Source organism: Enterobacter sp. 301B (assembly GCF_003850715.1).
Taxonomy (GTDB): domain Bacteria; phylum Pseudomonadota; class Gammaproteobacteria; order Enterobacterales; family Enterobacteriaceae; genus Enterobacter; species Enterobacter intestinihominis.
Genome location: NZ_PQTC01000014.1, coordinates 32,429 through 58,545 on the forward strand (window position 1 = coordinate 32,429; position 26,117 = coordinate 58,545).

At 57.8% G+C, this 26,117-nt stretch carries 24 protein-coding genes; 6 read left to right on the top strand and 18 right to left on the bottom strand.

Annotated features, from left to right (window positions below; all coding sequences use genetic code 11):
* Positions 1–24 precede the first annotated feature (24 nt).
* From treC to nrdG, 3 genes are all read left to right on the top strand, one after another.
* Entirely contained in the window at positions 25–1,668 is a 1,644-nt protein-coding gene (gene treC, locus C3451_RS15865) for an alpha,alpha-phosphotrehalase (protein ID WP_045620969.1), read from the top strand.
* Positions 1,669–2,041: 373 nt separating this feature from the next.
* Positions 2,042–4,180: an anaerobic ribonucleoside-triphosphate reductase gene (gene nrdD, locus C3451_RS15870; RefSeq protein WP_022646868.1), complete on the top strand. Its 2,139-nt coding sequence runs from the start codon at positions 2,042–2,044 to the stop codon at positions 4,178–4,180.
* Between the two features lie 105 nt (positions 4,181–4,285).
* Positions 4,286–4,750 (top strand): anaerobic ribonucleoside-triphosphate reductase-activating protein, encoded by a 465-nt coding sequence (gene nrdG / locus C3451_RS15875; protein ID WP_022646867.1) that lies wholly within the window; start codon positions 4,286–4,288, stop codon positions 4,748–4,750.
* A gap of 32 nt (positions 4,751–4,782) precedes the next feature.
* Here the strand turns inward: nrdG and C3451_RS15880 are convergent, their stop codons facing one another.
* From C3451_RS15880 to pmbA, 12 genes are all read right to left on the bottom strand, one after another.
* Entirely contained in the window at positions 4,783–6,693 is a 1,911-nt protein-coding gene (locus C3451_RS15880) for a PRD domain-containing protein (RefSeq protein ID WP_023299187.1), read from the bottom strand.
* A 19-nt stretch (positions 6,694–6,712) separates the two neighbouring features.
* Entirely contained in the window at positions 6,713–7,849 is a 1,137-nt protein-coding gene (locus C3451_RS15885) for a lactonase family protein (protein WP_032621403.1), read from the bottom strand.
* 118 nt (positions 7,850–7,967) lie between these two features.
* On the bottom strand, positions 7,968–8,708 hold the full coding sequence (locus C3451_RS15890) for a KDGP aldolase family protein (RefSeq protein WP_045620970.1): 741 nt from the start codon (positions 8,706–8,708) through the stop codon (positions 7,968–7,970).
* Positions 8,705–9,823 (bottom strand): DgaE family pyridoxal phosphate-dependent ammonia lyase, encoded by a 1,119-nt coding sequence (locus C3451_RS15895; RefSeq protein WP_022646863.1) that lies wholly within the window; start codon positions 9,821–9,823, stop codon positions 8,705–8,707. The genes C3451_RS15890 and C3451_RS15895 overlap by 4 nt, the downstream gene beginning before the upstream one ends.
* Positions 9,807–10,940: an amidohydrolase/deacetylase family metallohydrolase gene (locus C3451_RS15900; RefSeq protein WP_032625226.1), complete on the bottom strand. Its 1,134-nt coding sequence runs from the start codon at positions 10,938–10,940 to the stop codon at positions 9,807–9,809. The genes C3451_RS15895 and C3451_RS15900 overlap by 17 nt, the downstream gene beginning before the upstream one ends.
* A gap of 42 nt (positions 10,941–10,982) precedes the next feature.
* Positions 10,983–11,624, bottom strand: a complete 642-nt coding sequence (locus tag C3451_RS15905) for a DUF4310 family protein (RefSeq protein ID WP_003856081.1) — start codon at positions 11,622–11,624, stop codon at positions 10,983–10,985.
* 13 nt (positions 11,625–11,637) lie between these two features.
* Positions 11,638–12,414, bottom strand: coding sequence for a DUF4311 domain-containing protein (locus C3451_RS15910; protein WP_006810337.1), 777 nt, complete (start codon positions 12,412–12,414; stop codon positions 11,638–11,640).
* Between the two features lie 22 nt (positions 12,415–12,436).
* Positions 12,437–12,736 (bottom strand): DUF4312 family protein, encoded by a 300-nt coding sequence (locus C3451_RS15915; RefSeq protein WP_006810338.1) that lies wholly within the window; start codon positions 12,734–12,736, stop codon positions 12,437–12,439.
* A 2-nt stretch (positions 12,737–12,738) separates the two neighbouring features.
* On the bottom strand, positions 12,739–13,101 hold the full coding sequence (locus C3451_RS15920) for an SFCGS family glycine-rich protein (RefSeq protein WP_006810339.1): 363 nt from the start codon (positions 13,099–13,101) through the stop codon (positions 12,739–12,741).
* Positions 13,102–13,111: 10 nt separating this feature from the next.
* On the bottom strand, positions 13,112–13,450 hold the full coding sequence (locus C3451_RS15925; RefSeq protein ID WP_026080657.1) for a PRD domain-containing protein: 339 nt from the start codon (positions 13,448–13,450) through the stop codon (positions 13,112–13,114).
* A 310-nt stretch (positions 13,451–13,760) separates the two neighbouring features.
* The gene (gene cybC / locus C3451_RS15930) at positions 13,761–14,147 is read right to left on the bottom strand and encodes a cytochrome b562 (protein WP_022646861.1); all 387 of its coding nucleotides are present in this window, start codon (positions 14,145–14,147) and stop codon (positions 13,761–13,763) included.
* 43 nt (positions 14,148–14,190) lie between these two features.
* A complete protein-coding gene (gene pmbA, locus C3451_RS15935) occupies positions 14,191–15,543 on the bottom strand; it encodes a metalloprotease PmbA (RefSeq protein WP_023299182.1) in 1,353 nt (450 codons plus the stop codon).
* A gap of 95 nt (positions 15,544–15,638) precedes the next feature.
* Here pmbA and yjgA point away from each other — a divergent pair, with 95 nt between their 5' ends.
* The gene (gene yjgA, locus C3451_RS15940; RefSeq protein ID WP_003856072.1) at positions 15,639–16,190 is read left to right on the top strand and encodes a ribosome biogenesis factor YjgA; all 552 of its coding nucleotides are present in this window, start codon (positions 15,639–15,641) and stop codon (positions 16,188–16,190) included.
* A 105-nt stretch (positions 16,191–16,295) separates the two neighbouring features.
* Here yjgA and mpl read toward each other — a convergent pair whose 3' ends face one another.
* Complete coding sequence (mpl, locus tag C3451_RS15945) at positions 16,296–17,669, bottom strand: UDP-N-acetylmuramate:L-alanyl-gamma-D-glutamyl-meso-diaminopimelate ligase (protein ID WP_022646859.1); 1,374 nt, start codon at positions 17,667–17,669, stop codon at positions 16,296–16,298.
* 179 nt (positions 17,670–17,848) lie between these two features.
* Between mpl and fbp the strand changes: the two genes are divergently transcribed.
* Positions 17,849–18,847, top strand: a complete 999-nt coding sequence (gene fbp, locus C3451_RS15950) for a class 1 fructose-bisphosphatase (RefSeq protein ID WP_022646858.1) — start codon at positions 17,849–17,851, stop codon at positions 18,845–18,847.
* A 39-nt stretch (positions 18,848–18,886) separates the two neighbouring features.
* Here the strand turns inward: fbp and C3451_RS15955 are convergent, their stop codons facing one another.
* The 5 genes from C3451_RS15955 to ytfQ form a co-directional block, all read right to left on the bottom strand.
* Complete coding sequence (locus C3451_RS15955) at positions 18,887–20,455, bottom strand: methyl-accepting chemotaxis protein (protein WP_032676650.1); 1,569 nt, start codon at positions 20,453–20,455, stop codon at positions 18,887–18,889.
* Positions 20,456–20,548: 93 nt separating this feature from the next.
* On the bottom strand, positions 20,549–21,550 hold the full coding sequence (gene yjfF / locus C3451_RS15960) for a galactofuranose ABC transporter, permease protein YjfF (RefSeq protein ID WP_124304345.1): 1,002 nt from the start codon (positions 21,548–21,550) through the stop codon (positions 20,549–20,551).
* Positions 21,537–22,562, bottom strand: coding sequence for a galactofuranose ABC transporter, ATP-binding protein YtfT (gene ytfT / locus C3451_RS15965; RefSeq protein WP_161177600.1), 1,026 nt, complete (start codon positions 22,560–22,562; stop codon positions 21,537–21,539). The genes yjfF and ytfT overlap by 14 nt, the downstream gene beginning before the upstream one ends.
* A gap of 10 nt (positions 22,563–22,572) precedes the next feature.
* Positions 22,573–24,075: a galactofuranose ABC transporter, ATP-binding protein YtfR gene (gene ytfR, locus C3451_RS15970; RefSeq protein WP_022646854.1), complete on the bottom strand. Its 1,503-nt coding sequence runs from the start codon at positions 24,073–24,075 to the stop codon at positions 22,573–22,575.
* Positions 24,076–24,206: 131 nt separating this feature from the next.
* Complete coding sequence (gene ytfQ, locus C3451_RS15975; protein WP_022646853.1) at positions 24,207–25,163, bottom strand: galactofuranose ABC transporter substrate-binding protein YtfQ; 957 nt, start codon at positions 25,161–25,163, stop codon at positions 24,207–24,209.
* Between the two features lie 308 nt (positions 25,164–25,471).
* Here ytfQ and ppa point away from each other — a divergent pair, with 308 nt between their 5' ends.
* Complete coding sequence (gene ppa / locus C3451_RS15980) at positions 25,472–26,002, top strand: inorganic diphosphatase (protein ID WP_006810347.1); 531 nt, start codon at positions 25,472–25,474, stop codon at positions 26,000–26,002.
* Positions 26,003–26,117 lie beyond the last annotated feature (115 nt).

Sequence of the window (26,117 nt, forward strand, 5' to 3'; positions counted from 1 at the left end):
CCTTCGCATTTGCAGGAACGTACTATGAATACCCTTCCTCACTGGTGGCAGAACGGCGTTATCTATCAGATTTACCCAAAGAGTTTTCAGGATACCACCGGCAGCGGCACCGGCGATCTGCGTGGCGTAACGCAGCGCCTTGACTACCTGAAAACCCTTGGCATTGACGCCATCTGGCTGACGCCGTTTTATATCTCGCCGCAGGTGGATAACGGTTACGACGTGGCGAACTACACTGCCATCGACCCGACCTACGGCACGCTGGACGACTTTGACGAGCTGGTTGCCCGGGCGCATGAACGTGGCATCCGCATTGTGCTGGATATGGTCTTTAACCACACGTCCACGCAGCACGCCTGGTTCCGTGAGTCGCTGGATAAAGCGAGTCCGTACCGTGAGTTCTATATCTGGCGCGACGGTACGCCGGACGCGCTTCCCAACAACTGGCGCTCCAAATTTGGCGGCAACGCCTGGCGCTGGCATGCCGAAAGCGAGCAGTATTATCTGCATCTGTTCGCGCCGGAGCAGGCGGATCTCAACTGGGAAAACCCGGCGGTGCGCGCCGAGCTGAAAAAAGTGTGCGAGTTCTGGGCCGATCGCGGCGTGGACGGCTTGCGTCTGGACGTCATTAACCTGATTTCAAAAGATCAGGATTTCCCGGACGACACCATCGGCGACGGTCGCCGTTTCTACACTGACGGGCCGCGCATCCACGAATATCTCCAGGAGATGAGCCGGGATGTCTTTACGCCGCGCAACCTGATGACGGTGGGCGAGATGTCCTCCACCTCGCTGGAGAACTGTCAGCAGTATGCGTCGCTCGACGGGCGCGAGCTGTCGATGACCTTTAACTTCCATCATCTTAAGGTGGATTACCCCGGCGGCGAAAAGTGGACGCTTGCGAAGCCGGATTTTGTGGCGCTGAAAACCCTTTTCCGCCACTGGCAGCAGGGGATGCACAACAAAGCCTGGAACGCGCTGTTCTGGTGTAACCATGACCAGCCGCGCATCGTGTCACGCTTTGGTGACGAAGGGGAACACCGCGTGGCGGCGGCGAAAATGCTCGGTATGGTGCTGCACGGGATGCAGGGCACGCCGTATATTTATCAGGGTGAAGAGCTGGGCATGACCAACCCGCATTTCAGCCGTATCACCGACTACCGCGACGTAGAAAGCCTGAACATGTTCGCCGAACAGCGGGCGAACGGCCGCGATACGGATGAACTGCTGGCAATTCTGGCGAGTAAGTCACGTGATAATGGGCGCACGCCGATGCAGTGGGACGCCTCGCACAATGCGGGCTTTACCGGGGGCGAACCGTGGATTGGTGTCTGCGACAACTACGAAACCGTGAACGCCCGCGCGGCGCTGGACGACCCCGACTCGGTGTTTTACACCTATCAGTCGCTGATTCGCCTGCGCAAAACCCTGCCGGTGCTGACGTGGGGGGATTATGAGGATCTCCTGCCTGACCACCCTTCCCTGTGGTGCTATCGCCGTCAGTGGCAGGCACAAACGCTGATGGTGGTGGCGAACCTGAGCCATTTGCCTCAGGAATGGCAAGCGGACGCTCTCAGCGGCGAGTCGCAGGTGGTGATAAGCAACTACCCCGGCCCTCAAACCTCAATGCTTCGTCCGTTTGAAGCCGTGTGGTGGTTAAAGCAGTAATTCCTCCGCCGGGCACGATGCCGTGTCCGGCTTACTTTACTGTTTTTGTTGAATAATTAATCAGATTTTTCCTTCATGTCTTTACAATTGCCTCAGCGCCCGCCGTTTGTACTCTCGTCTTTTTACTTTGTCCTGCATCAAAAAAATCGCAAACATGTTTGATGCAAATCACTATATGTAGCACTTAAAATGCACGCCGACCCAACATCTTGTATTTATCGTCTACTATTCCAACAACAAGACGGCGCGAACGCTGGCCGGAATTGTGGATAACACGAGCTGGGCACGCGGGAAGTCTTTGCCTCGGCGAGGAATACGCCCGGTGAATACTTCTCCACCTCTGTGGATAACCTGTTTTTAAAATGGAGTGATCATGACACCGCATGTGATGAAACGTGATGGCTGTAAAGTGCCGTTTAAATCAGAGCGCATCAAAGAAGCCATTCTGCGTGCAGCTAAAGCAGCGGGAGTCGATGACGCAGATTACTGCGCCACCGTCGCAGAAGTCGTTAGCAGCCAGATGCACGAACGCAGCCAGGTGGATATCAACGAGATCCAGACCGCGGTTGAAAACCAGCTGATGTCTGGTCCGTACAAGCAGCTGGCGCGCGCCTACATTGAGTATCGTCACGACCGTGACGTCCAGCGTGAGAAACGCGGTCGCCTGAACCAGGAGATCCGCGGCCTGGTAGAGCAAACCAACTCGTCGCTGCTCAATGAAAATGCCAATAAAGACAGCAAAGTGATCCCGACCCAGCGCGACCTGCTGGCTGGTATCGTCGCTAAGCACTATGCCCGCCAGCACCTGCTGCCGCGCGATGTAGTCTCGGCGCACGAGCGCGGTGAGATCCACTACCACGATCTCGACTACTCGCCGTTCTTCCCGATGTTTAACTGCATGCTGATCGACCTGAAAGGCATGCTGACCCAGGGTTTTAAAATGGGTAACGCCGAGATTGAGCCGCCGAAATCCATCTCCACCGCGACGGCGGTCACGGCGCAGATCATCGCCCAGGTGGCGAGCCACATCTATGGCGGCACCACCATTAACCGCATCGATGAAGTGCTGGCCCCGTTCGTGACCGAAAGCTTCAACAAACACCGTAAAACGGCGGAAGAGTGGCAGATCCCAGACGCCGACGGTTATGCCCGTTCCCGCACCGAGAAAGAGTGCTACGACGCGTTCCAGTCGCTGGAATATGAAGTAAACACGCTGCACACCGCCAACGGCCAGACGCCGTTTGTGACCTTCGGGTTTGGCCTCGGAACCAGCTGGGAATCACGCCTGATCCAGCAGTCTATTCTGCGTAACCGTATCTCCGGCCTCGGTAAAAACCGTAAAACGGCGGTGTTCCCGAAACTGGTGTTCGCCATTCGCGACGGCCTGAACCACAAGTTTGGCGATCCGAACTACGACATCAAACAGCTGGCGCTGGAGTGCGCGAGCAAGCGTATGTACCCGGACATTCTGAACTACGACCAGGTGGTAAAAGTCACCGGTTCGTTTAAAACGCCAATGGGCTGTCGCAGCTTCCTCGGCGTGTACGAAGATGAGAACGGCGAGCAGATCCACGACGGGCGCAACAACCTGGGCGTCATCAGCCTGAACCTGCCGCGCATCGCGCTGGAAGCCAAAGGTAATGAAGCGGCCTTCTGGGCGCTGCTGGATGAACGTTTACAGCTGGCACGTAAGGCGCTGATGACCCGCATCGCCCGCCTTGAAGGGGTGAAAGCCCGCGTCGCGCCAATTCTCTATATGGAAGGGGCCTGCGGCGTGCGCCTGAAGGCGGATGATGATGTGTCGGAGATCTTCAAAAACGGTCGCGCGTCGATCTCTCTCGGCTATATCGGCATTCACGAAACCATTAACGCGCTGTTTGGCGACAAGCACATCTATGACAACGACGCCCTGCGTGAGAAAGGTATCGCGATTGTGCAGCGCCTGCGCGATGCGGTAGACCAGTGGAAAGAGGAAACCGGCTACGGTTTCAGCCTGTACAGCACGCCGAGCGAAAACCTCTGCGATCGCTTCTGCCGTCTGGATACCGCCGAGTTCGGCATCGTGGAAGGGGTGACCGACAAAGGTTACTACACCAACAGCTTCCACCTCGATGTGGAGAAGAAGGTGAACCCGTACGACAAGATCGACTTCGAAGCGGCCTATCCGCCCATCGCGAACGGCGGTTTTATCTGCTACGGCGAGTACCCGAACATCCAGCATAACCTGAAGGCGCTGGAAGACGTGTGGGATTACAGCTATCAGCACGTTCCGTACTACGGAACCAACACGCCAATCGACGAGTGCTACGAGTGCGGCTTTACCGGTGAGTTCGAGTGCACCAGCAAAGGCTTCACCTGCCCTAAATGCGGTAACCACGATGCAGCCCGCGTCTCCGTGACCCGCCGCGTGTGCGGCTACCTCGGCAGCCCGGACGCCCGTCCGTTTAACGCCGGTAAGCAGGAAGAGGTGAAGCGCAGGGTGAAACATCTGGGAAATGGGCAGATCGGGTAATCCACTGCCACGTTAATGCCCGGTGGCGCTGCGCTTACCGGGCCTACGGACCGCTCTCTTTTGTAGGCCGGGTAAGCGCAGCGCCACCCGGCGTGGTTATTCGCGATGAACTATCACCAGTACTACCCCGTCGACATCGTCAACGGCCCCGGCACCCGCTGCACCCTCTTTGTATCAGGCTGCGTTCACGAGTGCCCCGGCTGCTATAACAAAAGCACCTGGCGCCTGAACTCGGGTATGCCGTTTACCGCTGAGATGGAAGACCGCATCATCAACGACCTGAACGACACGCGCATTAAACGCCAGGGGATCTCGCTCTCCGGCGGCGACCCGCTCCATCCGCAAAACGTGCCGGCGATCCTGAAGCTGGTAAAACGCATCCGCCGCGAGTGCGCGGGAAAAGACATCTGGGTCTGGACGGGTTATAAGCTGGATGAACTGAATGCGCAGCAGAAGGAAGTGGTGGATCTGATTAACGTCCTGGTCGACGGCAAGTTCGTGCAGGATCTAAAAGATCCTATGCTTATCTGGCGCGGCAGCAGCAACCAGGTTGTGCATCATCTGCGTTGAATGAAGGCGGATATCCTCTGTCCGCCTGAACGTCAAAACCGACTCACACTCTCCATTGCCTCAGCCTTAAACGCCGCAAAATCCTCGCACTGGCACAGGCGCGCCATCGCGCGTTCACGCAGGAAAGTGACAAAAATATCGTAAATCGCCATTGCCTCTTCGTACTCGCTTTTGCTGATGGCGAGCAGAAAAATGACATGGGCGGTTTCATCTCCCCACTGAATGCCCTGCGGCGCCAGCACGGTGTAGACCACCGTTTTTTGCGCCAGCAGGCCGAGGGAGTGCGGCAGCGCGATGCCGTCGCCGAGCATAGTGCTGACGATAGCTTCACGCTCGATAACCGATTCCAGAAATTCCGCGCCGACAAAGCCTTCGCTTTCAAGCTGCCCACACAGTTCGCGGAACAGCGTTTGCTGGTCGACAGGCTTGTCGAGAATGCGGAAATGGGCCGCGTCGAAGTATTTCTCCAGCATCCACGGGCGGGTGCGGTCCACCAGCACCAGCTTGCCGATCTGCTCTAACTGATAATCGGTCGGGAACGGGGCGATTATCACCACCGGTTTGGATTTTTCGCTCACGCGAGCGGTGGAGATCACGAAGTCTTCGCCGATGGCATCGGCAAGTTCGTACTCGCGCAGGGTGAGCGTGCGCGTCACCTCAATCTGCGGGTATTTGCGCTGAAGCACCGCCTCGATCATGCGCACCATCGCGTTACCGGCGTCACATACCAGCAGCACGCGCGGCTGACGCTGGTAGCCGATGTTGTAGTGGCGCTCCAGACCGACACCGATATGCAGCACCAGAAAACCAATTTCGTTTTCGCTGATCACATACGGCGTGTATTTGCCCCAGCTCGACACCGCCGCGAGGGTCATATCCCACGCCATCGGGTAGTGCTGCTTGATGTTATCCAGCAGCGGATTGGGGATCATGATTTGATACCGCACGCGGGTAATCATGGTTTTGATGTGCGTGAGCAGATCTGCATGCAGTTGCTCGTCGCTCAACAGGTTGTAGTTATAGTGGGTGTTGATGTAGCGCAGGATATAGTTGACCAGGGCTTCGTCGTCGTCAGCATTAATGGCGCTGGGGGCGATCTCCTGGATCTGCCGCGCCGCAATGTGCACGCACAGCCAGCTCTCTTCCGATGGTGAAAGCGCCTTGCCCGCCAGCTCCTGGATAGCCACGGCGATATCTTTCGCCGCCTCGCGTACGTTCTCTTCCACGTCTTCAGCGTGGAATTCCGGCAGCGGATACCCCTCGCTGATGCGCCGCACCGACACCGCGCAGTACAGGCGCAGGAACAGCTCGCCTTCATCGGTCAGGCGAATGTGATGGCGCGTCAGCGCGTCGTGCAGGACAGGGACCATCTTTTCCGCCACGCCCGCGTTGAGCGCCACGTCGGTCACCAGCGGGTTAAGGCTATCCTGCTGCGCCAGCTCCCACAGGAGGTCGGTCAGGCAGGCGCGGATCGCCATCTCGCTGCCAAACAGCTTCATGCCGTGGCGCGGGCGGGTTTCCAGCGTCAGGTTGTAACGGTGGAACCACTCGCGTACTTCCACCATGTCGCTTTGCAGCGTGGCCCGGCTGACGAACCACTCATCGGCCAGATCCTCCAGCTTAAGGGAAAAGGCTGACGTCAGAAAACGCACCACCAGATAGTGCACGCGCTCCGGTCCGGTTCGCGGAATGCGCAGCGCGCGCGGGTGGGACGACTGCAATTGTTGATAGCGCACCACATCACTAATTTTGAGCTGATAGCCGTTGCCCCGGCTCAAAATGAACTGCGCGCCGTGGCTGGCCAGCAGCGCGTTCAGGGCGGTGATATCCGCCCGGACGGTTCGCGTGGAGACCGACAGCCGCTGCGCCAGCTCGTCCTGCGGCAGCGTCTCGTTTTGCAACAGATCGAAAAGTTGCGCTAAACGTTGGTTCGGAAATCGCACGTCGTTGTCCTCTTACTGCTCAGGGTGAAATGACCATCTGGGATGGGCTGCCGACCGGGGTATAGTCTGACTCGGCGCTCAGCTTGCCGTCCGGCGCCACGCGGAAACGGGTAATGTTGTCGCTGCGCTGGTTCATGACGTACAGCCAGCGCCCCTGCTTATCAAGCGTCAGGGTGCGCGGATAGTCGCCTCGCGTCCAGACATCGTCCTGATGCGTCAGCGTGCCCTCCGCCGTTACGGTAAAGTGCCCGATGCTGTTATGCAAACGGTTAGCGACATACAGCTGTTTCCCGTCGGCGCTTAGCGCCAGCCCGGCGGCAAAACTGGTGCCTTTATAACCGTCCGGCAAGGCTGAAACCGTTTTACCCTCTTTCAGCCTGCCGTTGCTGTCCAGCGCATAATGGGTGAGCGTAGAGGCTTCTTCGTTAATCAGCCACAGGGCATCCCCCTTCGGCGTAAAGACGAAATGGCGCGGCCCGGCCCCTTTTGAGGAGGCGCTGATAAACGGCGGATCGTTCGGGGTCAGCTTTCCGGTTCGATCGTCAAAACGGTACTGATAGATGCGATCCAGCCCCAGATCGGTGGAAAAAACGTATTTCCCGCTCGGATCGGCGGCGATCATGTGCGCGTGAGGGCCGTTATGATCGCTGATGGCGAAACTGCCCTCGACGGCAGCTTCCGGCTTCGCCGCGCCCGGTTCGCCTTTGTCCTGATGGGTGTCCGTAGCATCGCCCAGGCTGCCGTCTGCGTTAACGGGCAGCACCGCGATCGATCCGCTGACGTAGTTCGCCACCAGCAAATGTTTGCCGTTCGGCGTCAGGGAAAGATACACCGGCCCCGCGCCGCCGGAGGCCACCTGATTCAGCTCGCTCAGCGCGCCGTTATCGCCTATTCGCAACGCCTGCACCACGCCCTGCTCCACCTCGCTTGCCAGGTAGAGCGTTTTGCCGTCGTGCGAGACGGTAAGCTGCGCAGCGTTCGGGAGTTGGCTCACCAGCGTTTTGTTATCGAGCGCGCCGGTTTGCGGGTCGACGGTAAAACGGTACAGCCCTTCGCCGTTGGGATTATAGGTGCCCACCCAGGCGTATTGCGTCTGGGCGGCAGCGGCGGTGGCGAGCATTGAGAGTGAAGCGACAAGCAGGGTACGGGTGTGCATGGTGGCTCCTTCGGGTGTGTGCGGTGTGTTTCCCCTCACCCTAACCCTCTCCCCAAAGGGGAGAGGGGACGATTACACCCTCTCCCCTTTGGGGAGAGGGTTAGGGGAAGGGCAGGTTCTACTTCACCAGCTTCTTCGTCATCTCCAGCAGCGTACGCACATCTTCCGGACGCGTGTCGCCGCTGGCTTTGTCGATAATCGAGCTGTAGATATGCGGGATGATTTTGCTCACGCCCGCGTCCAGGGCGATCTGCAGGATCTCCTCAAAGTTCTCCAGATCGATTCCCCCGGTCGGCTCCAGCCAGAAGTCGTGACGGGCGCAGGCTTCCGCCACCGCTTTATACTCGTCACGGCACTTGAGGCCGCCCATCGGGAAGTACTTGATTGAGCTTCCGCCGAAATCCTTCAGCAGGGCGATAGCGGTTTCAACCGGCACAATGCCGTCCGGCGCGTTGCTGCTCAGCGGGCCGGTGGAAATTTTCACCATGCCGACGGTGCCGGTCGGGGAGACCAGGCCGTTGACCACGGACTCATTCTGCCCCAGCAGCGCGCGGCTGGTGGCCACGCCGGTGAAGACCTGATTGACGTGCTGCGGCTGTACCTGGCGGGAGATTTCACTCACCATCGCCGACTGGTTCGGATCGCCTGCGCCCAGCCCCACGGAGAGCGCGTTATCAATCAGGGCCGCATACTCACGCATATCCGCGACGGCGCTCGCCACGTCGGGGTAATTTTTGGAGAGCACGCCCACCAGCACATGACCTTCCGCCGCCTCGTAAATGGCGCTGGCGTTGGCTTTCGATCCTGCCAGCACGTTCAGGCAGACGCGATCACGGTAAAAGTTAGGGGTCAGTTTCATGCTTTTTTCTCCTGTCCTAATACTTCGCTAATACGGCGGTACACGATGTTCAGCTGATCAGCATTCACGCTGCGCACATCCGCTTCGATAATCCCTTCGTTAGCTTTATAGCCACGGAAGTAAATGGCGTATTCGCCCTGCTTGAGCGCGTTCACCAGGTCACCGGTGCCGACGCCGGTGGTCGCTTCGTCAAACTTAATCTCGGTGCGCGCGATATCGCGACCCGCGCTGTCCCAGACCACGCGGGCGGTGACGCCATTCAGGGTGTTGAGCGCGTCAATAAACGGCGTCATCTTCGCCACCATCTCGGCCCCGCTCTCCCTGGTGGCCGTCAGGTAGTGTTCGATGGCGCAGGTCAGGCCGAGGATCCCCTCTTTGCCCACCTTCATCGCGCGGCCAATGCCCGCCGTCTGGCGCTTCACCCACTCAACGTACTGGGTTTTGCCGATCACCAGGCCGCTGGTTGGGCCTTCAATCGCCTTCGCGCCGCTGTAGATCACCAGGTCCGCGCCGGAGCGGTAATAGGTATGCAGATCTTCTTCCGCCGCGGCATCAACGATCAGCGGCAGGTCGTGTTTACGCGCCACCACCGCCGCCTGCTCGACGCTGAGCATGCTTTTCTGTACGCAGTGGTGCGATTTAATGTAGAGGATAGCCGCTGTACGCGGGGTGATCGCCGCCGCCAGCTGATCGGCAGAGCATTCGTTGGCGTAGCCCGCTTCCACCAGCCTGCCGCCACCCAGCGCTACCATGGTGCCTACCGGCGCGCCAAAGTTAACGTTGTGGCCTTTCGGCAGGACGATCTCGTTGTTCTCAATCGGTGTGACGTGCAGGTTTTCCAGCAGCCAGTCGCTGTCTTTCACCAGTACCGCCGCCACGGACTGGGCAATGCCCGCTGACGCGCAGGAGACCACCGTTGCGCCTTCCACCTCCAGCAACTTCGCGATGTATTCGCCGGTTTTATTGACCAGATCCTTTATCTCGAAATAGTGATTCATGCCGTCCATCGCCGCCTGCACCACTTCCGGGCGCGGCGTGGAGACACCCAGCGCCGTCATGCGGCCAGAGGTGTTGATAACCTGCTTTAAGTTGTACTTCTCATAAATCGAAGGCATGTTCCGTGCTCCCTTGTTCGGTCATGTAGCCCTTGCCCGCGCGGATCGCGGCAAGCGGCACCAGAATGTGTTCAGCCTGCAGGCTGTCGTTTTCAGCATCCGTCAGCACCGTCGGCTGGCGTTTGAGGGTGAACAGCGTCAGATCAGCGTCGAGACCAGGCTGAATGCGGCCTTTGCGCGTCAGGCGCAGGCCGTCTGCGGCGTTGGCGGTGACGCAGTCAATCACCTGCGGCAATGACATGCCGATGGCGAGGAATTTCGACATCACGCTTGCCAGCGAGCCGACCGGGCCGTTGATGCGGTTGCGGCAGTAGATATCCGAGCTGATGGTGTGCGGCAGAATGCCCATCGCGATGGCGCGTTTCGCCACCTCAAAGCTGAAGCTCGCCGTGCCGTGGCCGACGTCCAGACGCACGCCGCGCTTCAGCGCAGACGTAATGGAGGCGCGCAGCTCGCCGGAGGGCGTCAGAATGCGGTTGGGCTTGCCGTTGTAGCAGTGGGTAATGATGTCGCCGGAGCTTAACAGCTCGGCAATCTCATCAAGGTTCGGCGGGTTGTTGCCGATGTGCACCATCAGCGGCAGGTCGCCATTCTCTTTTTGAATCGCTTTCGCACGCTCCAGCGGGGTAATGCCGTTTTCACCGACCACGCTGCTGCTCATGCGCGCCTTCAGGCCGACGATAAAATCCGGGTAGCGCGTCACCGCCTGCTTCACCGCATCAGCATCAATATTGGCCATATTGGCCAGCTCGTTCTGGGCAATCAGCCCCACGCGGGAGATGTTCAGCAGGGCAAACACCTCGGTGGATGCTTTGCGGGTGATGGCGTAAAAATCATCCACGTCGTCGGCCCCGGTACTGCCCGCGTCCACCACGGTGGTGACGCCGGTGGCAATGCCCACGCTGTCCGGCTCGTCGTGGTAGATCGGGGAGTTCGGGTAGCAGTGGACGTGGGAGTCAATCCAGCCCGCGCTGACGAACACGTCACCGTTAAGCTCAACCGTTTTACGAGCGGGAGCGTCAATTTGGCCTGTCGCGGCGATCTTCCCGTCCTGAATGGCGATATCGGTCAGGGTATCGTCGGCGAGGCGCGCACGGCGCAGGAGTAGATCAAACATGGGGTTCTCCTGATAAGGCGGGCACCGAAGCGCCCGCAGGTATTAAAGGGCGACCGGGAACAGCCAGCCCAAAATCATTGCGCCGAGGATGGCGCCACCGGTAATCGGCTTCTGCCAGATGTAGAACAGCAGCGCGCCCACCAGGGAACCGACGCCGATTGGAATGGAGGCGGTCATGGCGCTGAGGATAATCAACGGCCCGAGGAAGCGGCCGGAGGCGTTACCCGCGCCCATCATCACGTCTGCACCGTAGGTGGAGTTACTCTGGTTGATGGTGAACTTACGCGCCAGGATGATGACGTAGCCAATCGCCAGACCAATCACCAGGCCGGTAATCAGCGAGGCAATAAAGTTGGTCACCGGGAACATGATCCCCGCGCCCAGCAGCAGCGCCGGTACGCCGAGGCCCACGCCGGTCTGGATCGCCCCGCCGATGTCGAGAATCCCGACCAGCGACCCTTCGATGATACGGGCGAACAGGAAGCTTGCGCCGAACGCCGCCACCGCGCCGTAAACGCCGGTATCGATTCCCGCTTTCAGCATCGCCACGAAGGCCACTTCGTTAAACGCGCCGATACCGTAGAGGTAGTACATGTGCGTCCCGGCGAAGACGCCGGAGGAGAGCAGGCCAACGAAGATCGGGAACGACCAGTCGGCATACCAAAAACCTTTATTCTGTTCCATGTCGAGGCTCCTGTTATTTACCGCTGAGCGAGTTGTGGATCATATCGAGCCAGTTCGGCACGGTCAGATGGAAGGATTCGATCATCTTCATGTCGAAGCCGCGGAAGAAGCCGCTCAGCACAAACAGCAGGACGATCGCCGCCATCATCACTTTGGTGACGTGGTTCCAGCCGCTCTCTTCCACGCCTTTACCGATCAGGATCCCCAGCACCAGGCCCGGCACGGCGTTACCCATGATCAGCTGCGCTGCGCCGCCAAAGATGGTGGCCCAGAAGCCCGATTTTTTACCCGCGTCGATGGCTGCCAGCCAGAAGATCACCGGCATCACGGTGTTGACCAGCAGGTTCGCGGCAGGCACCAGCACCTTCACGGCGGTGACCTGAAGCGCAGCCGGAACGGAGGAGGCGGTCAGGTTAAGGAAGGTCACGACAATCATGCCGATAATGCCGCAGGCAATCGCCATTTTGCGCGGGTCATGCAGCGTTTCACCGACGTTACGGTTTTTGATCATCAGTGCAGCAGCACCCCAGTTCGGGATGATGCGGTGGTCAACGTCCTGTGTGAAGGCACCTGCGGCCACGGAAGAGGCCCAGGCGTTAAAGAAGAAACCTAACCCAAAGGAGAAGTGGGACGCCGGATCCCCTTCACAGGAGTTCAGTTCCCCCAATGTACGAAACGCGCCCATACCCTGAGTGGTAGGCGCATGAAACATGCGTGCAGCCCCGGCTCCAACACCGACGCCAACCAGGCCGCCAATGATGAGCGATTTTATTAATATAATTAAGAACATCAGTCTGCCCTTTTATGAATAATCAGCGTTGCGTGACGAAATCCACCTGGTCGAGATTGATGGCGGTCACGTTGACGGTCACATCCAGCTCCACGCTGTAGGTGCGTCTTTCCCGACGCAGAAAGAAGAACAAAAACGCTTCTTTTCGCACCGCTTCTTGCGCCTGAACAACCTGCACATCCTGTGGCTCAATACGCAGTAAGATATGCGGTGAGGCTTTCATCACCGCGGCCTGTACGTGGTTGAGGGCGTCGGCAAAGGCGCGCGCTTTGGCATCGCCCTTCCCCTTCACTCTCACCGTGGTCGTGAACTGTTCTTTCATGCTTACGCGCCGTATTTCTTCTGCCACGCCTGTACCAGACGCTCGCCCAGCTCTTCTTTATCCATAAAGCCAAAGCCCAGCACGTTGCAGCCTTCGTTGATAGCGGTCACCCCCTCATCCACGGAGCGCATGCCGTATTTGGCCTTGTAGCCGTATTTGGTCTGGGCGGTGATGGCACCCGCGCCGCCGCTGCCGCAGAACGAGATCCCGAAGGTGGCGTTTTCTGCTTTCATCACGTCACCGAGCTTCATATCCGCTGCCATGCCCGGTACGACAACCGCGCGTCCGCCGGCTTTTTCCACACCCGCAGCCACTTTCTGACCTTTACCCAGGCGATCGCCAATCACGACTGTAATCTGTTCCATGTGTTGCTCCTTAAAGGTTGTCTTTCGCGACTTCGAAGTGAACGGAGAGCAGCCAGGCTTCTTCATCAGGAAGATTGCCAAACTGCGCTACCACTTCACGGGCAAGTTGCATTGAATCTGGTGAAATTTCGTCGAACAGCTCTGCTTCAACCTCCGGCAGCGGCTCGCCGGTCACAGACCGGTGCGCCATTGCGCGAACGTGGGAGGTCAGCATCTGCTCCTGTACCGCGTTGGGGATGATGTTGTGCCGGGCCAGCAGGGCGTAGACCTGCTGAAGCATGGTGTTCGCGAGCTGTTCTGTTTGCACCGCCTGTTCCCCAACGTCGTTCATTACCGCTCCGTTAATCACTCGTCTTACCCCGTTAATGGCTCTGGAATAAAACTAACGTCGAGGGGGCGTTGTTTGTAGCGAGTTGTTTTCCACTTCGAAGTGGAAAGGCGAGCCGCGGCAGTGATCTGTGCCACATAAATGCGGTGAATCTGGATTAATCGCTGGATTTACGTGATGAATATCACGCTATTACGCGGCACTAAACAGGTAAGCGGAGTGGAAAAGATTACGAGCAGGCTCGTAGAAATGTGACGTGGATAAGGTTTTCTTATGGGGAGGGAGAAGAGTGTGAGCGGGGATGCTTAACGCGCCCCGCTCATCCAGACTATCAACGATACTTTTTGTGATACGCGTTGCGGGTCGCCGCAAACTGGTCGGCTGCCGCCTGGGCTTCCTTCACTTTGCCTTCGTTCGCCAGCTTCAGCGCGCCGTCGATCTGGCCGACCAGCACGTCAAAACCGTGGCGGTAGTCTTTCATCTCGGCGCTGTCCGCCGCTTTGCTTTCCAGCTTCGGCGGCGTCGCTTTTTGCGCATCCAGCGCCGCTTCACGCATTTTGGTCAGTGCGTCTTTCATCTCCGCCGCATCGTCGGTTTTCTGCACCACCTTCAGGTTTTGACTGAGGATGTCCATGTTGTCTTCAAGATCGGCAGCAAACGCAGATGAACCAAGAACCAGCGTTGAAGCCGCGACGATCGCTAACAGGTGTTTACGCATTGCTAACTTCCTTTTTTTATTATAAATCAGGCTTTTACGGGGATTATTGCCCGGCGATTTTCATCTCCGGCAGTAATACAGAACCACACTGAATATTGCTGCGTGTTTCAATATCGTTACCGACCGTAACAATATTGCGCCACATGTCCTTGAGGTTGCCGGCGATGGTGATTTCGCTCACCGGATACTGAATTTCACCGTTTTCCACCCAGAAGCCCGCTGCGCCGCGAGAGTAGTCGCCGGTGATACCGCTCACGCCCTGCCCCATCAGCTCGGTGACCACCAGACCGGTGCCCATCTCTTTCAGCATCTGTTCAAAATTCAGGCCCTGCCCGGCAATGCGCCAGTTATGAATGCCGCCCGCGTGCCCGGTGCTTTTCAGCCCCAGCTTACGCGCGGAGTAGTTGGTCAGCAGCCACTGGGTCAGAATGCCGTCTTTAACGATATCCCGGCGCTCCGTGCGCACGCCTTCGCTGTCGAACGGCGTGGAGGCCAGCCCTTTCAGCAGGTGCGGGTGCTCTTCGATGGTCAGCCATTCCGGCAGGATCTGCTTGCCCAGCGAGTCGAGCAGGAAGGTCGATTTACGGTACACCGAACCACCCGCAATCGCCCCCACCAGATGACCAAACAGACCGGTTGCCACTTCGTTGGCAAAAATGACCGGGGCTTTCATGGTGGAGAGTTTACGCGGCGAGAGGCGTGACAGCGTACGTTCGGCGCACTCTTTTCCCACCCACTCCGGAGACTGCAAATCCCCCAGCGCGCGGCCAATGGTATACGCGTAATCACGCTCCATATCGCCGTTCTCTTCGGCGATCACGCAGCTGGAAAGCGAGTGGCGGGTTGAGCAGTACCCCTGCAACATGCCATGGGAGTTACCAAACACTTTGATGCCGTAGTGGCTGTTAAAGCTGCCGCCTTCGGTATTGGTGATGCGTTTGTCAGCCTGCAAAGACGCCTGCTCGGCGCGCGAGGCCAGCTCAATGGCTTCATCCGGGGTCACTTCCGCCGGATGGAACAGATCGAGATCCGGCGCGTCAAACGCCAGCAGCTCTTTATCAGCCACGCCAGCGTAAGGATCCGGGGAGGTGTACCGCGCGATATCCAGCGCCGCCTGCACTGTACGGGCGATGGCATCCGGGCTGAGATCGGTAGACGACGCGCTGCCTTTGCGATTCTGGTGATACACCGTGATCCCCAGCGCGCCATCGCTGTTAAATTCTACATTCTCCACTTCGCCATAGCGGGTGCTCACGCTAATGCCGGTGGTTTTGCTGACCGCCACTTCGGCGCCATCTGATTTACCTGAAGCGAGCATCAGCGCGGTGGAGACGGCTTCTTCCAGGATCTTACGCTGCGCTTCAACTTGTGAGGTTACTTTCATCGCAAATGCCATACTGTAAGAGAGAGTTAAGTGAAGTCTAACAGAGAACCGTTTTTCAGTGCGCGTCTTAACTGGTAACATTAGCCTCTTTTTTTAAGGAGCCTGACATGACTAAGCAGCCCGAAGACTGGCTCGACGACGTTCCCGGTGATGACATCGAAGACGAAGATGATGAGATCATCTGGGTCAGTAAAAGTGAAATTAAACGTGACGCCGAAGAGTTAAAACAGCTTGGCGCAGAAATGGTAGAACTGGGTAAGAACGCGCTGGATAAGATCCCGCTCGACCAGGATCTGCGTGATGCCATTGAACTGGCACAGAAAATCAAGAAAGAAGGGCGTCGCCGCCAGCTTCAGCTTATCGGGAAACTGCTGCGTCAGCGCGATGTTGAGCCGATCCGTCAGGCGCTGGATAAACTTAAGAACCGCCACAACCAGCAGGTTGCGCTGTTCCATAAGCTGGAGCAGATCCGCGACCGTCTGATCGAGCAAGGTGATGACGCGGTACCTGAAGTGCTGAACCTGTGGCCGAATGCCGACCGCCAGCAGCTGCGTTCTTTGATCCGTAACGCGAAGAAAGAGAAAGAAGGGAATAAGCCGCCGAAGTCTGCGCGTCTGATTTTCCAGTATCTGCGCGAGCTGTCTGAGAACGAAGAGTAATCTGTGCGGGTTTGCGCCGGATGGCGGCGTAAACGCCTTATCCGGCCTACAAGGTCGTGCGAAAAAATGTAGGCCCGGTAAGCGCTAGCGCCACCGGGCCTTTTTTTACTCTGCGGCCGCGGCTTTCTTCGCCAGACCGTCCAGCAGCTTCTGATGGATCCCACCAAACCCGCCGTTGCTCATCACCAGAATGTGATCGCCAGGCTGTGCGGCTTTCACCACCATATCCGCTAAGACATCCACGTCCGCACTCCAGTGCGCTGGCTGAATGCAGGCGTCGGCCACTTCGGCCACCTGCCACGGAATATGCTGCGGTTGCAGGAGGAAGACCTCGTCGGCACGCCCTAAGGACGGCGCGAGATCGTCTTTGCATATCCCCATTTTCATGGTGTTCGAACGCGGTTCCAGCACGGCCAGAATACGCGCGGTGCCGCCAACTTTGCCACGCAATGCGGCAAGCGTCGCCAGAATGGCGGTTGGGTGGTGCGCGAAATCGTCGTACACCGTCACGCCATTCGCTTCACCACGCAGCTCCAGACGGCGGCGGGCGTTAATGAATGAACCCAGCGCATTGGCGGCATCCGCAGGCAGTACGCCCACGTGACGCGCCGCGGCGATCGCCATCAGGCCGTTGTGCATATTGTGCTCACCCACCAGGCCCCACTTCACTTCGCCCACTTTTTCGCCGTCGAGCAGCACTTCCCATTCGGAAGCATCCGCGTTGAGCTTTTTCGCCTGCCAGTGCCCCTGCTCGCCAACCAGCTCCTGCTCGCTCCAGCACCCCATCGCCATAGTCTGCTTCAGGTTGATGTCGTTCTCCGGCAGGATAATGCGGCCCTGACCCGGAACAATGCGCACCAGATGGTGGAACTGTTTCTGAATCGCTTTCAGGTCGTCAAAGATATCCGCGTGATCGAACTCAAGGTTGTTGAGGATCAGCGTGCGTGGGCAGTAATGCACGAACTTGGAGCGCTTGTCGAAGAACGCGCAGTCGTATTCATCCGCTTCAATCACAAAGAACGGGCTGTCGCCCAGACGCGCGGAGACGTCGAAATTCCCCGGCACGCCGCCGATCACGAACCCCGGCTTGTAGCCGCAGGCTTCGAGGATCCAGGTCGCCATACCGGCGGTGGTGGTTTTGCCGTGCGTCCCGGCAACGGCGACAACCCAGCGGTCGCGCAGGACAAAGTCATGCAGCCACTGCGGGCCAGACATGTACGGGATATTGCGTTCCAGCACCGCTTCAACGCATGGATTCCCACGGGTCATGGCGTTACCAACGATCACCAGATCCGGCTGCGGCTCGAGCTGGCTGGCGTCATATCCCTGAATCAGAGAAATCCCCTGCTTCTCCAGCAGCGTGCTCATTGGCGGATACACATTGGCGTCCGAACCTGTCACTTCATGGCCCAGCGAGCGCGCCAGCATTGCCAGTCCGCCCATGAAAGTGCCACAAATCCCCAATATATGAATGCGCATACGTCACTATCCTTCTTCAATGTGGCGCACATTTTACTCACATGTCAGCGGCTGTGAAACGCATTTCAGGTAAATCCGTATTTTGCTGGCGCGATTCACCTCTGCGCTAATATTTGAATGTTTGTTAAGATTGTTGGACATCAACCGCTTTACTCAACATAAGATGCAGGGAAAGTGTTATGAAAACGTTAGGTGAATTTATTGTCGAAAAGCAGCACGAGTTCTCTCATGCTACGGGTGAGCTCACTGCTTTGCTGTCGGCAATAAAGCTGGGCGCTAAGATCATCCACCGCGATATCAACAAGGCCGGTCTGGTCGATATCCTGGGTGCCAGCGGTGCCGAGAACGTTCAGGGTGAGGTTCAGCAGAAACTCGACCTGTTCGCCAATGAAAAACTGAAAGCAGCACTGCGCGCGCGCGACATCGTTGCGGGTATCGCCTCTGAAGAAGAAGATGAGATCGTCGTATTCGAAGGGTGTGAACACGCAAAATACGTTGTTCTGATGGATCCGCTGGACGGCTCCTCCAACATCGACGTTAACGTTTCTGTCGGTACCATTTTCTCCATCTACCGTCGCGTCACCCCGGTTGGCACACCGGTGACGGAAGAAGACTTCCTGCAGCCGGGCAGCAAGCAGGTTGCTGCCGGTTACGTGGTGTATGGCTCATCCACCATGCTGGTGTACACCACCGGCTGCGGCGTGCACGCCTTTACCTACGATCCGTCGCTGGGCGTTTTCTGTCTGAGCCAGGAGCGCATGCGCTTCCCGGAGAAGGGCAATACCTACTCCATCAACGAAGGCAACTACATCCGATTCCCGAATGGCGTGAAGAAGTACATCAAATTCTGCCAGGAAGAGGATAAAGCCACCCAGCGCCCGTACACCTCGCGCTATATCGGCTCGCTGGTGGCGGATTTCCACCGTAACCTGCTGAAGGGTGGTATTTACCTCTACCCAAGCACCGCCAGCCACCCGGACGGAAAACTGCGTCTGCTGTACGAGTGCAACCCGATGGCATTCCTGGCCGAACAGGCAGGCGGCAAAGCGAGTGACGGTAAAGAGCGTATTCTGGATATCGTGCCGGAAAGCCTGCACCAGCGCCGTTCGTTCTTTGTCGGCAACGACCACATGGTGGAAGACGTTGAACGCATGATCCGCGAATTCCCGGACGCGTAACGCGTAAATAGGGGAGCCCGACAGGCTCCCCTATTTTTATCATGCCGTTTGCGCCGTCAGTTTGAAGGATGCCATCGCCTCCATCAGCTCGCGCGATTGTTCCTCCAGGGAACGCGTTGCCACAGAGGACTGCTGAACCAGCGCCGCATTTTGTTGCGCCGTTTCATCCATCTGATTGACGGCAATGTTAACCTGCTCAATACCGCGGCTCTGCTCCTGAGACGCCGTCGCAATTTCTCGCATCAGTTTGGTCATACGCAGCACTTCAGTGGCGATCTCGTCCATCGTCTCACCGGCCTGTTGCGCCAGCTCGCTGCCCTCGTTCACGTGGGTTTGCGAATCGCTGATAAGCGAGCGGATCTCTTTCGCCGCATCGGCACTGCGGCTGGCGAGATTGCGCACCTCACCCGCCACGACCGCAAAACCCCGTCCCTGCTCGCCCGCGCGCGCCGCTTCCACGGAGGCGTTCAGCGCCAGAATATTGGTCTGGAAGGCAATGCCGTCGATGACGCTCAGGATATCGGCGATGCGCGCCGAGCTGCCGGCGATGTCGCGCATCTTCTCAATGACGTAGCAGACCATTTCGCTGCCATGATCGGCGGTATCGGAGACCGACTGCGCCAGCTGGTGCGCCTGCCCGGCGTTATCGGCGTTAAGTTTCACCGTGGCGGTGATCTCTTCCATGCTGGCGGCCGTCTGCTCCAGCGAGGTGGCGGTGGATTCCGTGCGCTGGGCCAGGTTCAGGTTCCCTGCCGTCAGCTCGCGGCTGCCGGTATCAATCTGCGAGCTGGCGTCACGCACCCGCAGAACGGAATTCATCAGCGACTGGCGCATCTCTTCGATGACCGCGTTGAGGCGATTAAATTCCTGGCTCGCGGGCGCGTTCAGGGTGTGGGTTAAATCCCCGGCCGCTACGTGCTCCAGCTGGACAATTGAGGCTGAAAGCGGCTTGAGGAGCATATGGCGCAGCACCAGCCAGGCCAGCACGATAATGCCTGCCGTCAGCAGCGCCGCGACGATAATCAGGATCAGCACACGGGTTTTACTCGCCTGCACGGCGCTCACCTCCGCTTTGCCGCGCGCCTCGCTCCACGTCTGGAACGCCTGCATATCGTTATCAAACTGCTTCGCCACCGGGACCAGCTTGCTTTCCAGCAGATCGTAATAGCCGTCCGCGCTTTGCTCGTTCAGGGCTTTCAGCATCGGGCTGATACCCTGCTGGTTGTACACCGCCAGGCTCGAGGCGACGTTATCCAGCAGCTTTTGCCCCTGCTCATCCGCCACGCCGCCGCCGATCACGCCCTTCAGCGTTTTCTGTGCCAGCGCCACTTCCTGGTTAATGGTTTTGACCGCCCTGGCCGCATCGTCCAGCAGGCCGACCTCCATCATGCGGACGGCCTGTCCCGCTTCGTTACGCGCGCGCAGGATCAGCGTATAGCCGGCATTTAGCTGCACCATCTGTTCACCCTGAAGATGATTGATGCGCTGGAGAGAAGCAGAACTTTGCGTAAGGGCATAAATGCCAATGCCGCTGACAATCAGCAGCAGAAGGGTCATAACGGCCAGTAAAGAGAGCAAGCCGGTACGAATCGATAGCGTTTTAAGCATGATGTTATTTCCGGTAGCGAGATATTTCTGGGCATAAAAAAAGAGTATCGACCGCTACCGGAAAATGTTTAGAGTTTAAGCAATTTCAGCATGTTATCGCCCTGTTAAAGATGTATTCACACGGGTAACAGGCGAGCTCTGGCGGTTCTCCCACAGCACCGTCAGGCCGCGCTGGAGCGCGATAAAAATAAACAGCAGAATACCGATGGCGATTTTGGTCCACCAGGAGCTGAGTTTGCCGTCGAAGTTGATATAGGTCTGAATCAGCCCCTGGATCGCCACGCCAAACAGCGTACCGAGCACCGTCCCTACCCCGCCGCTGAGCAGCGTACCGCCAATCACCACCGAGGCAATGGCGTCAAGCTCAACGCCCACCCCCGCCAGGGCATAGCCTGCCTGGGTGTATACCGAAAACACAATCCCCGCGAGCGTGGCAAGGCCGGTCGAAAGCATATAGATGCGGATGGTGGTGCTGCGCGTGGAAATCCCCATCAGGTTCGCGGACGTGGCGCTGCCGCCAATGGCATAAACCTGGTTACCAAACCGGGTACGGTGAGCGAGGAAGATCCCGATCACCACCACGCCCAGCATCAGCAGCCCCATTGCGCTCAGGCGCCCTCCACCGGGAATTTTCCACGCAAGGCTGGAGAGCGTGTCGTAGATCGGATGGTTAATCGGAATTGACTCCTCCGACACCAGATAGCTCACGCCGCGCAGGAAGAACATCCCGGCGAGGGTGATGATAAACGCCGGTATTTTCAGCGCGTCGATCAAAAGCCCCATAAAGGCGCCGAATGCGCAGCCCATGACCAGCACCAGCGGAAACGCCAGCAGCGGCGAAATGCCCCAAAAGCCAATCGCCTTGGCAAGGAAAACGCCGGTAAAGGCGATCACCGACCCAACGGAGAGATCGATCCCGCCGGAGAGGATCACAAACGTCATGCCGACGGCGATAATGCCTAAAAAGGCGTTGTCGGTCAGGATGTTGCAAATCACCCGCGTGGAGGCGAAGCCCGGGAACTGGGTCAGGCAATAAAGGTATCCCAGCACGAACACGCCCAGCGTGATCATTAACGGCAAATTACGTTTTATCATGACCGCGGAACCCCTTAATGAGAGTGATAAAGCGCGGCGACTGCACGATAAGTACGATAAGCACCACGACCGCTTTGACGACCTGATTAAGTTCCGGCTGGAACCCGGAGAGCAAAATACCGGTATTCATACCCTGAATAATTAACGCCCCCACCACCGAGAGCAGCAGATTAAAACGTCCGCCCATCAGCGACCCACCGCCGATAACCACCGCGAGGATCGCATCAAGCTCCAGCCAGAGTCCGGCGTTGTTGGCATCCGCCCCGCGAATGTCGGCCGCCACAATCACCCCGGCAATCGCAGCACAGACGCCGCTCAGCACATAGGTCAGCATCACCATCAGCCGTGTATTTACCCCGGCGTTTTTCGCGGCCCGAATGTTAATCCCCACCGCTTCGATGAACATCCCGAGCGCCGTTTTGCGGGTGAAAAGCCAGAACACCACCAGCGTCACCAGCGCGACGATCACCGGGGTCGGGAAGAACAGAAAATTACCGCTGCCGATCCACGCAAGATTCGGGGAGGTAAAGGTGACGATTTGACCGGAGGTGATAAGCTGCGCCACACCGCGCCCGGCCACCATCAAAATCAACGTCGCGACAAACGGCTGGATCTTGAGCACCGCGACCAGAATGCCGTTCCACAGCCCGGCTAATACACCGGAGCCCAGCGCGGCCAGCAGAACCACCGGCAGGCTGTGCCCGGCAACGGTCATCGAGGCGGCGGTGGCGCCCGCAATCGCCATTACCGCACCGACGGAGAGGTCGATCCCGCCGGTGGCAATGACCAGCGTCATACCCATCGCCAGCAGTGCCACGGGCGCGGCACGGTTTAAGATGTCGATCGGGCTACCAAACAGGCGGCCATCCTGCACGACGATCTGGAAGAAATGCGGAGCCACCAGGCTATCCACCAGCAGCACCAGCAGCAGCGCCACGATTTGCGGCGTGCCGGTCGGCCAGCTGAAGCGGCGCTTCGCTTCGCCAGTTTGCGAAAGAGAACGGGACATCACATATGACTCCTTACGCCGCGATGGCATTCATGATCGCCGGAACCGACAGTTTATCCAGCGGGATCTCTGCCACCTGCCTGCGATCGCGCATGATGATGACGCGATCGGCATAGCCAACCAGCTCCTCCAGCTCAGACGAGATCACCAGCAGCGCCAGACCGTCGGCGCACAGCGTTTCGATAAGCCGGATGATTTCGGCATGCGCGCCCACGTCGATACCGCGCGTGGGCTCGTCGAGGATCAGGAACTGCGGTTTGGTCAGCAGCCAGCGCGAGAGCAACACCTTCTGCTGATTACCGCCCGAGAGGAACTCGATGGGCTGTTCCGCGCTCGGGGTACGGATACCGAGCTGGCGGATGAAGCGCTCGGCAATCGCGTTCTGCTCGCGCTTAGGGATCGGACGCAGCCAGCCGCGCTGGGCCTGTAGCGCCAGAATGATGTTTTCCCGCACCGAGGCGGCGGCAATAATCCCGTCCGTTTTTCTGTCCTCCGGGCAGAAGCCCACGCCGAGGCACGACGCCTGATGCGGTGAACGTAGCGTTTGCGGTTTGCCTTTGATCAGCGCCGTTCCGCTGTCGGCAGGTTTGATCCCGAAGATCACTTCGGCGGTTTCGGTGCGCCCGGAGCCTAACAGCCCTGCCAGACCCACAATTTCACCGGGGCGTACCTCGAGGTTAAACGGCGCGATGGTCCCTTTTTTGCCGTAATCGTGAAACGCGGCGATCGGTTTTTCGCTCAGCAGCGTGCGGCCCGCACGCTGGAGTGCGTTGGTCTCCAGCTCGCGGCCCAGCATCATTTTGACCAGCTCAATCTGCGGCAGCTCGCGGGTTTCCCGGCAGCCGACAAAGCCGCCGTTGCGCAGCACCGTAATACGGTCGCTTACCTCGTAAACCTGATCGAGGAAGTGCGTAACAAAGATCAGGCTCACGCCCTGATCGCGCAGCTGGCGCATCAGGGTAAAAAGCATCTCCACTTCCTGGGTATCGAGGCTGGCGGTGGGTTCATCGAGGATCAGCACTTTCGCCGAGAGATCGATAGCGCGACAGATCGCCACGATCTGCTGCATCGCCACGGAAAAACGGTTCAGCGGTTCGCGCACGTCGAGAGAGAAGCCATACGATTCCATCAGCTTCGCGGCGCGCGCTTCCATCTCTTTACGGCGCAGCAGGCCAAAACGTCTGGGCTCGCGGCCAATAAACAGGTTATCCGCTACCGACATGTTTGGCAGCAGGTTCACTTCCTGGTAGACCGTGCCGATCCCCAGTTGCTGCGCATGCGCGGTGTTTTTGGGCGAAATAGCATTACCTTCCAGCCAGATAGCGCCGCGATCGGCGTGATAGACCCCGGTCAGGGTTTTAATCAGCGTCGACTTCCCCGCCCCGTTTTCGCCGAGCAACGCCATGATCTCCCCACGCCGCAGGCTGAAATCAACGTTATCCAGCGCCTTAACGCCAGGGAAAAATTTACTCAGGCCCTCTGTGCGGAGGATTTCCTGGTGTTGTTCGGTGGTCATGGTTTCCCCTCACCCTGACCCTCTCCCCGGAGGGGAGAGGGGATTATTCGTGCCAGTCTTTAATTTTCTGCCCAAACTGCCCTTTTCCCTCTCCCCTCCGGGGAGAGGGCTAGGGTGAGGAGGGGCTGAGCTTAGTAGCCCATATTTTTCTTCTTCTCTAACTCTTCTTTCGCCGTGTCCGGCAGGTAGAGCGTGGATTTGGTGATGGTCAACTTCTCAGGCTGGGTGCCGTCTTTCTTGAATTTCTCCAGCGCATCGAATGCCGGGCCCGCCATGTTCGGCGTCAGCTCCACGCTGGCGTTCGCTTCGCCGTCAATCATCGCTTTGTAGATGTCCGGTACGCCGTCGATCGAGCCGGTGAGAATATCTTTGCCCGGCTTCAGGCCCGCTTCTTTGATGGCCTGGATGGCGCCGATCACCATGTCGTCGTTGTGGGCGTAAACCATGCAGATATTTTTGCCGTTATTTTCTGCCTTGATGAAGCTTTCCATGACCTCTTTACCTTTGCTGCGGGTGAAGTCGCCGGACTGAGAACGGATGATCTTGATGTTTGGTGCTTTGGCGATGGCCTCCGCGAAACCTTTCTTACGGTCGATAGCCACGCTCGCCCCGACGGTGCCCTGCAACTCAACCACGTTACACGGCTTGCCATCCACCTGCTTCACCAGCCAGTCACCAATCAGTTTGCCTTCCAGCACGTTATCGGCGGTGACGGTGGTCATATAGAGAGATTTGTCTTTTACGTCGATGGAACGGTCGAGCAGGAACACAGGAATTTCAGCCTCTTTAGCTTCCTTCAGCACCGGTTCCCAGCCCGTGGCAACAACCGGGGCGATAAAGATGGCATCCACGCCCTGAGCGATAAAAGAGCGCACCGCTTTAATCTGATTCTCTTGCTTTTGCTGACCATCGGCGATTTTCAGGGTAATACCGCGCTTTTCGGCCTCACTTTTCGCCACGTTCGTTTCAGCGGCGCGCCAGCCGGATTCAGATCCGACCTGCGAAAATCCAACGGTTAACGGTGCGGCCATCGCCATAGACGACATGGCTGCCGAAACTGCTGTAACAAGAAGTAAGCGCTTCCACATATGAACGTCCTCGTAGGGTAGGTTATTGTTGGTTAAAAGATGTTCTGCGGATGAACTATAGCCAATGGAATATGTTACGGATTGCGTTACATCACACTTCAGAAAAGTGAATAAAACGTTAATCACAAGTTTGTAATCGCTTTCATTTCCACATTTAAAATGCGGCTGAGTTTATGGATTATCCTGTCATGGAAACGGTCTGAAAAGTGAAAGCGCGAGGGAGATAAGACGAAAACAGGCGAAGACTTTCAGCGCCAGTTGGCTATAATACCTGCCACTTGTTACCATCCATTTTAAAGGACACCGACATGAGCTTACTCAACGTCCCTGCGGGTAAAGAACTGCCAGAAGACATCTACGTTGTGATCGAAATCCCGGCTAACGCAGATCCAATCAAATACGAAATCGACAAAGACACCGGTGCGCTGTTCGTTGACCGTTTCATGTCTACCGCCATGTTCTATCCGTGCAACTACGGCTACATCAACCACACTCTGTCTTTGGACGGTGATCCGGTTGACGTACTGGTCCCAACGCCATACCCATTGCAGCCAGGCTCCGTCATTCGCTGCCGTCCTGTTGGCGTGCTGAAAATGACTGACGAAGCGGGTGAAGATGCGAAACTGGTAGCCGTACCGCACACCAAGCTGAGCAAAGAGTACGATCACATTAAAGATGTGAACGACCTGCCAGAGCTGCTGAAAGCGCAGATCGCCCACTTCTTCGAGCACTACAAAGATCTCGAAAAAGGCAAATGGGTTAAAGTTGAAGGCTGGGATAACGCAGAAGCGGCGAAAGCAGAAATCATCGCCTCTTTCGAGCGTGCTGCTAAGAAGTAATTCTTACTGCTGATACTAAGCCCCGCGCGTCGGGGCTTTTTTGTGCCTTTCGATGCGCCCGGCGGCGCTACGCTTGCACGGGCCAACAATCAGCAAGAGACGCAAAACGATAACG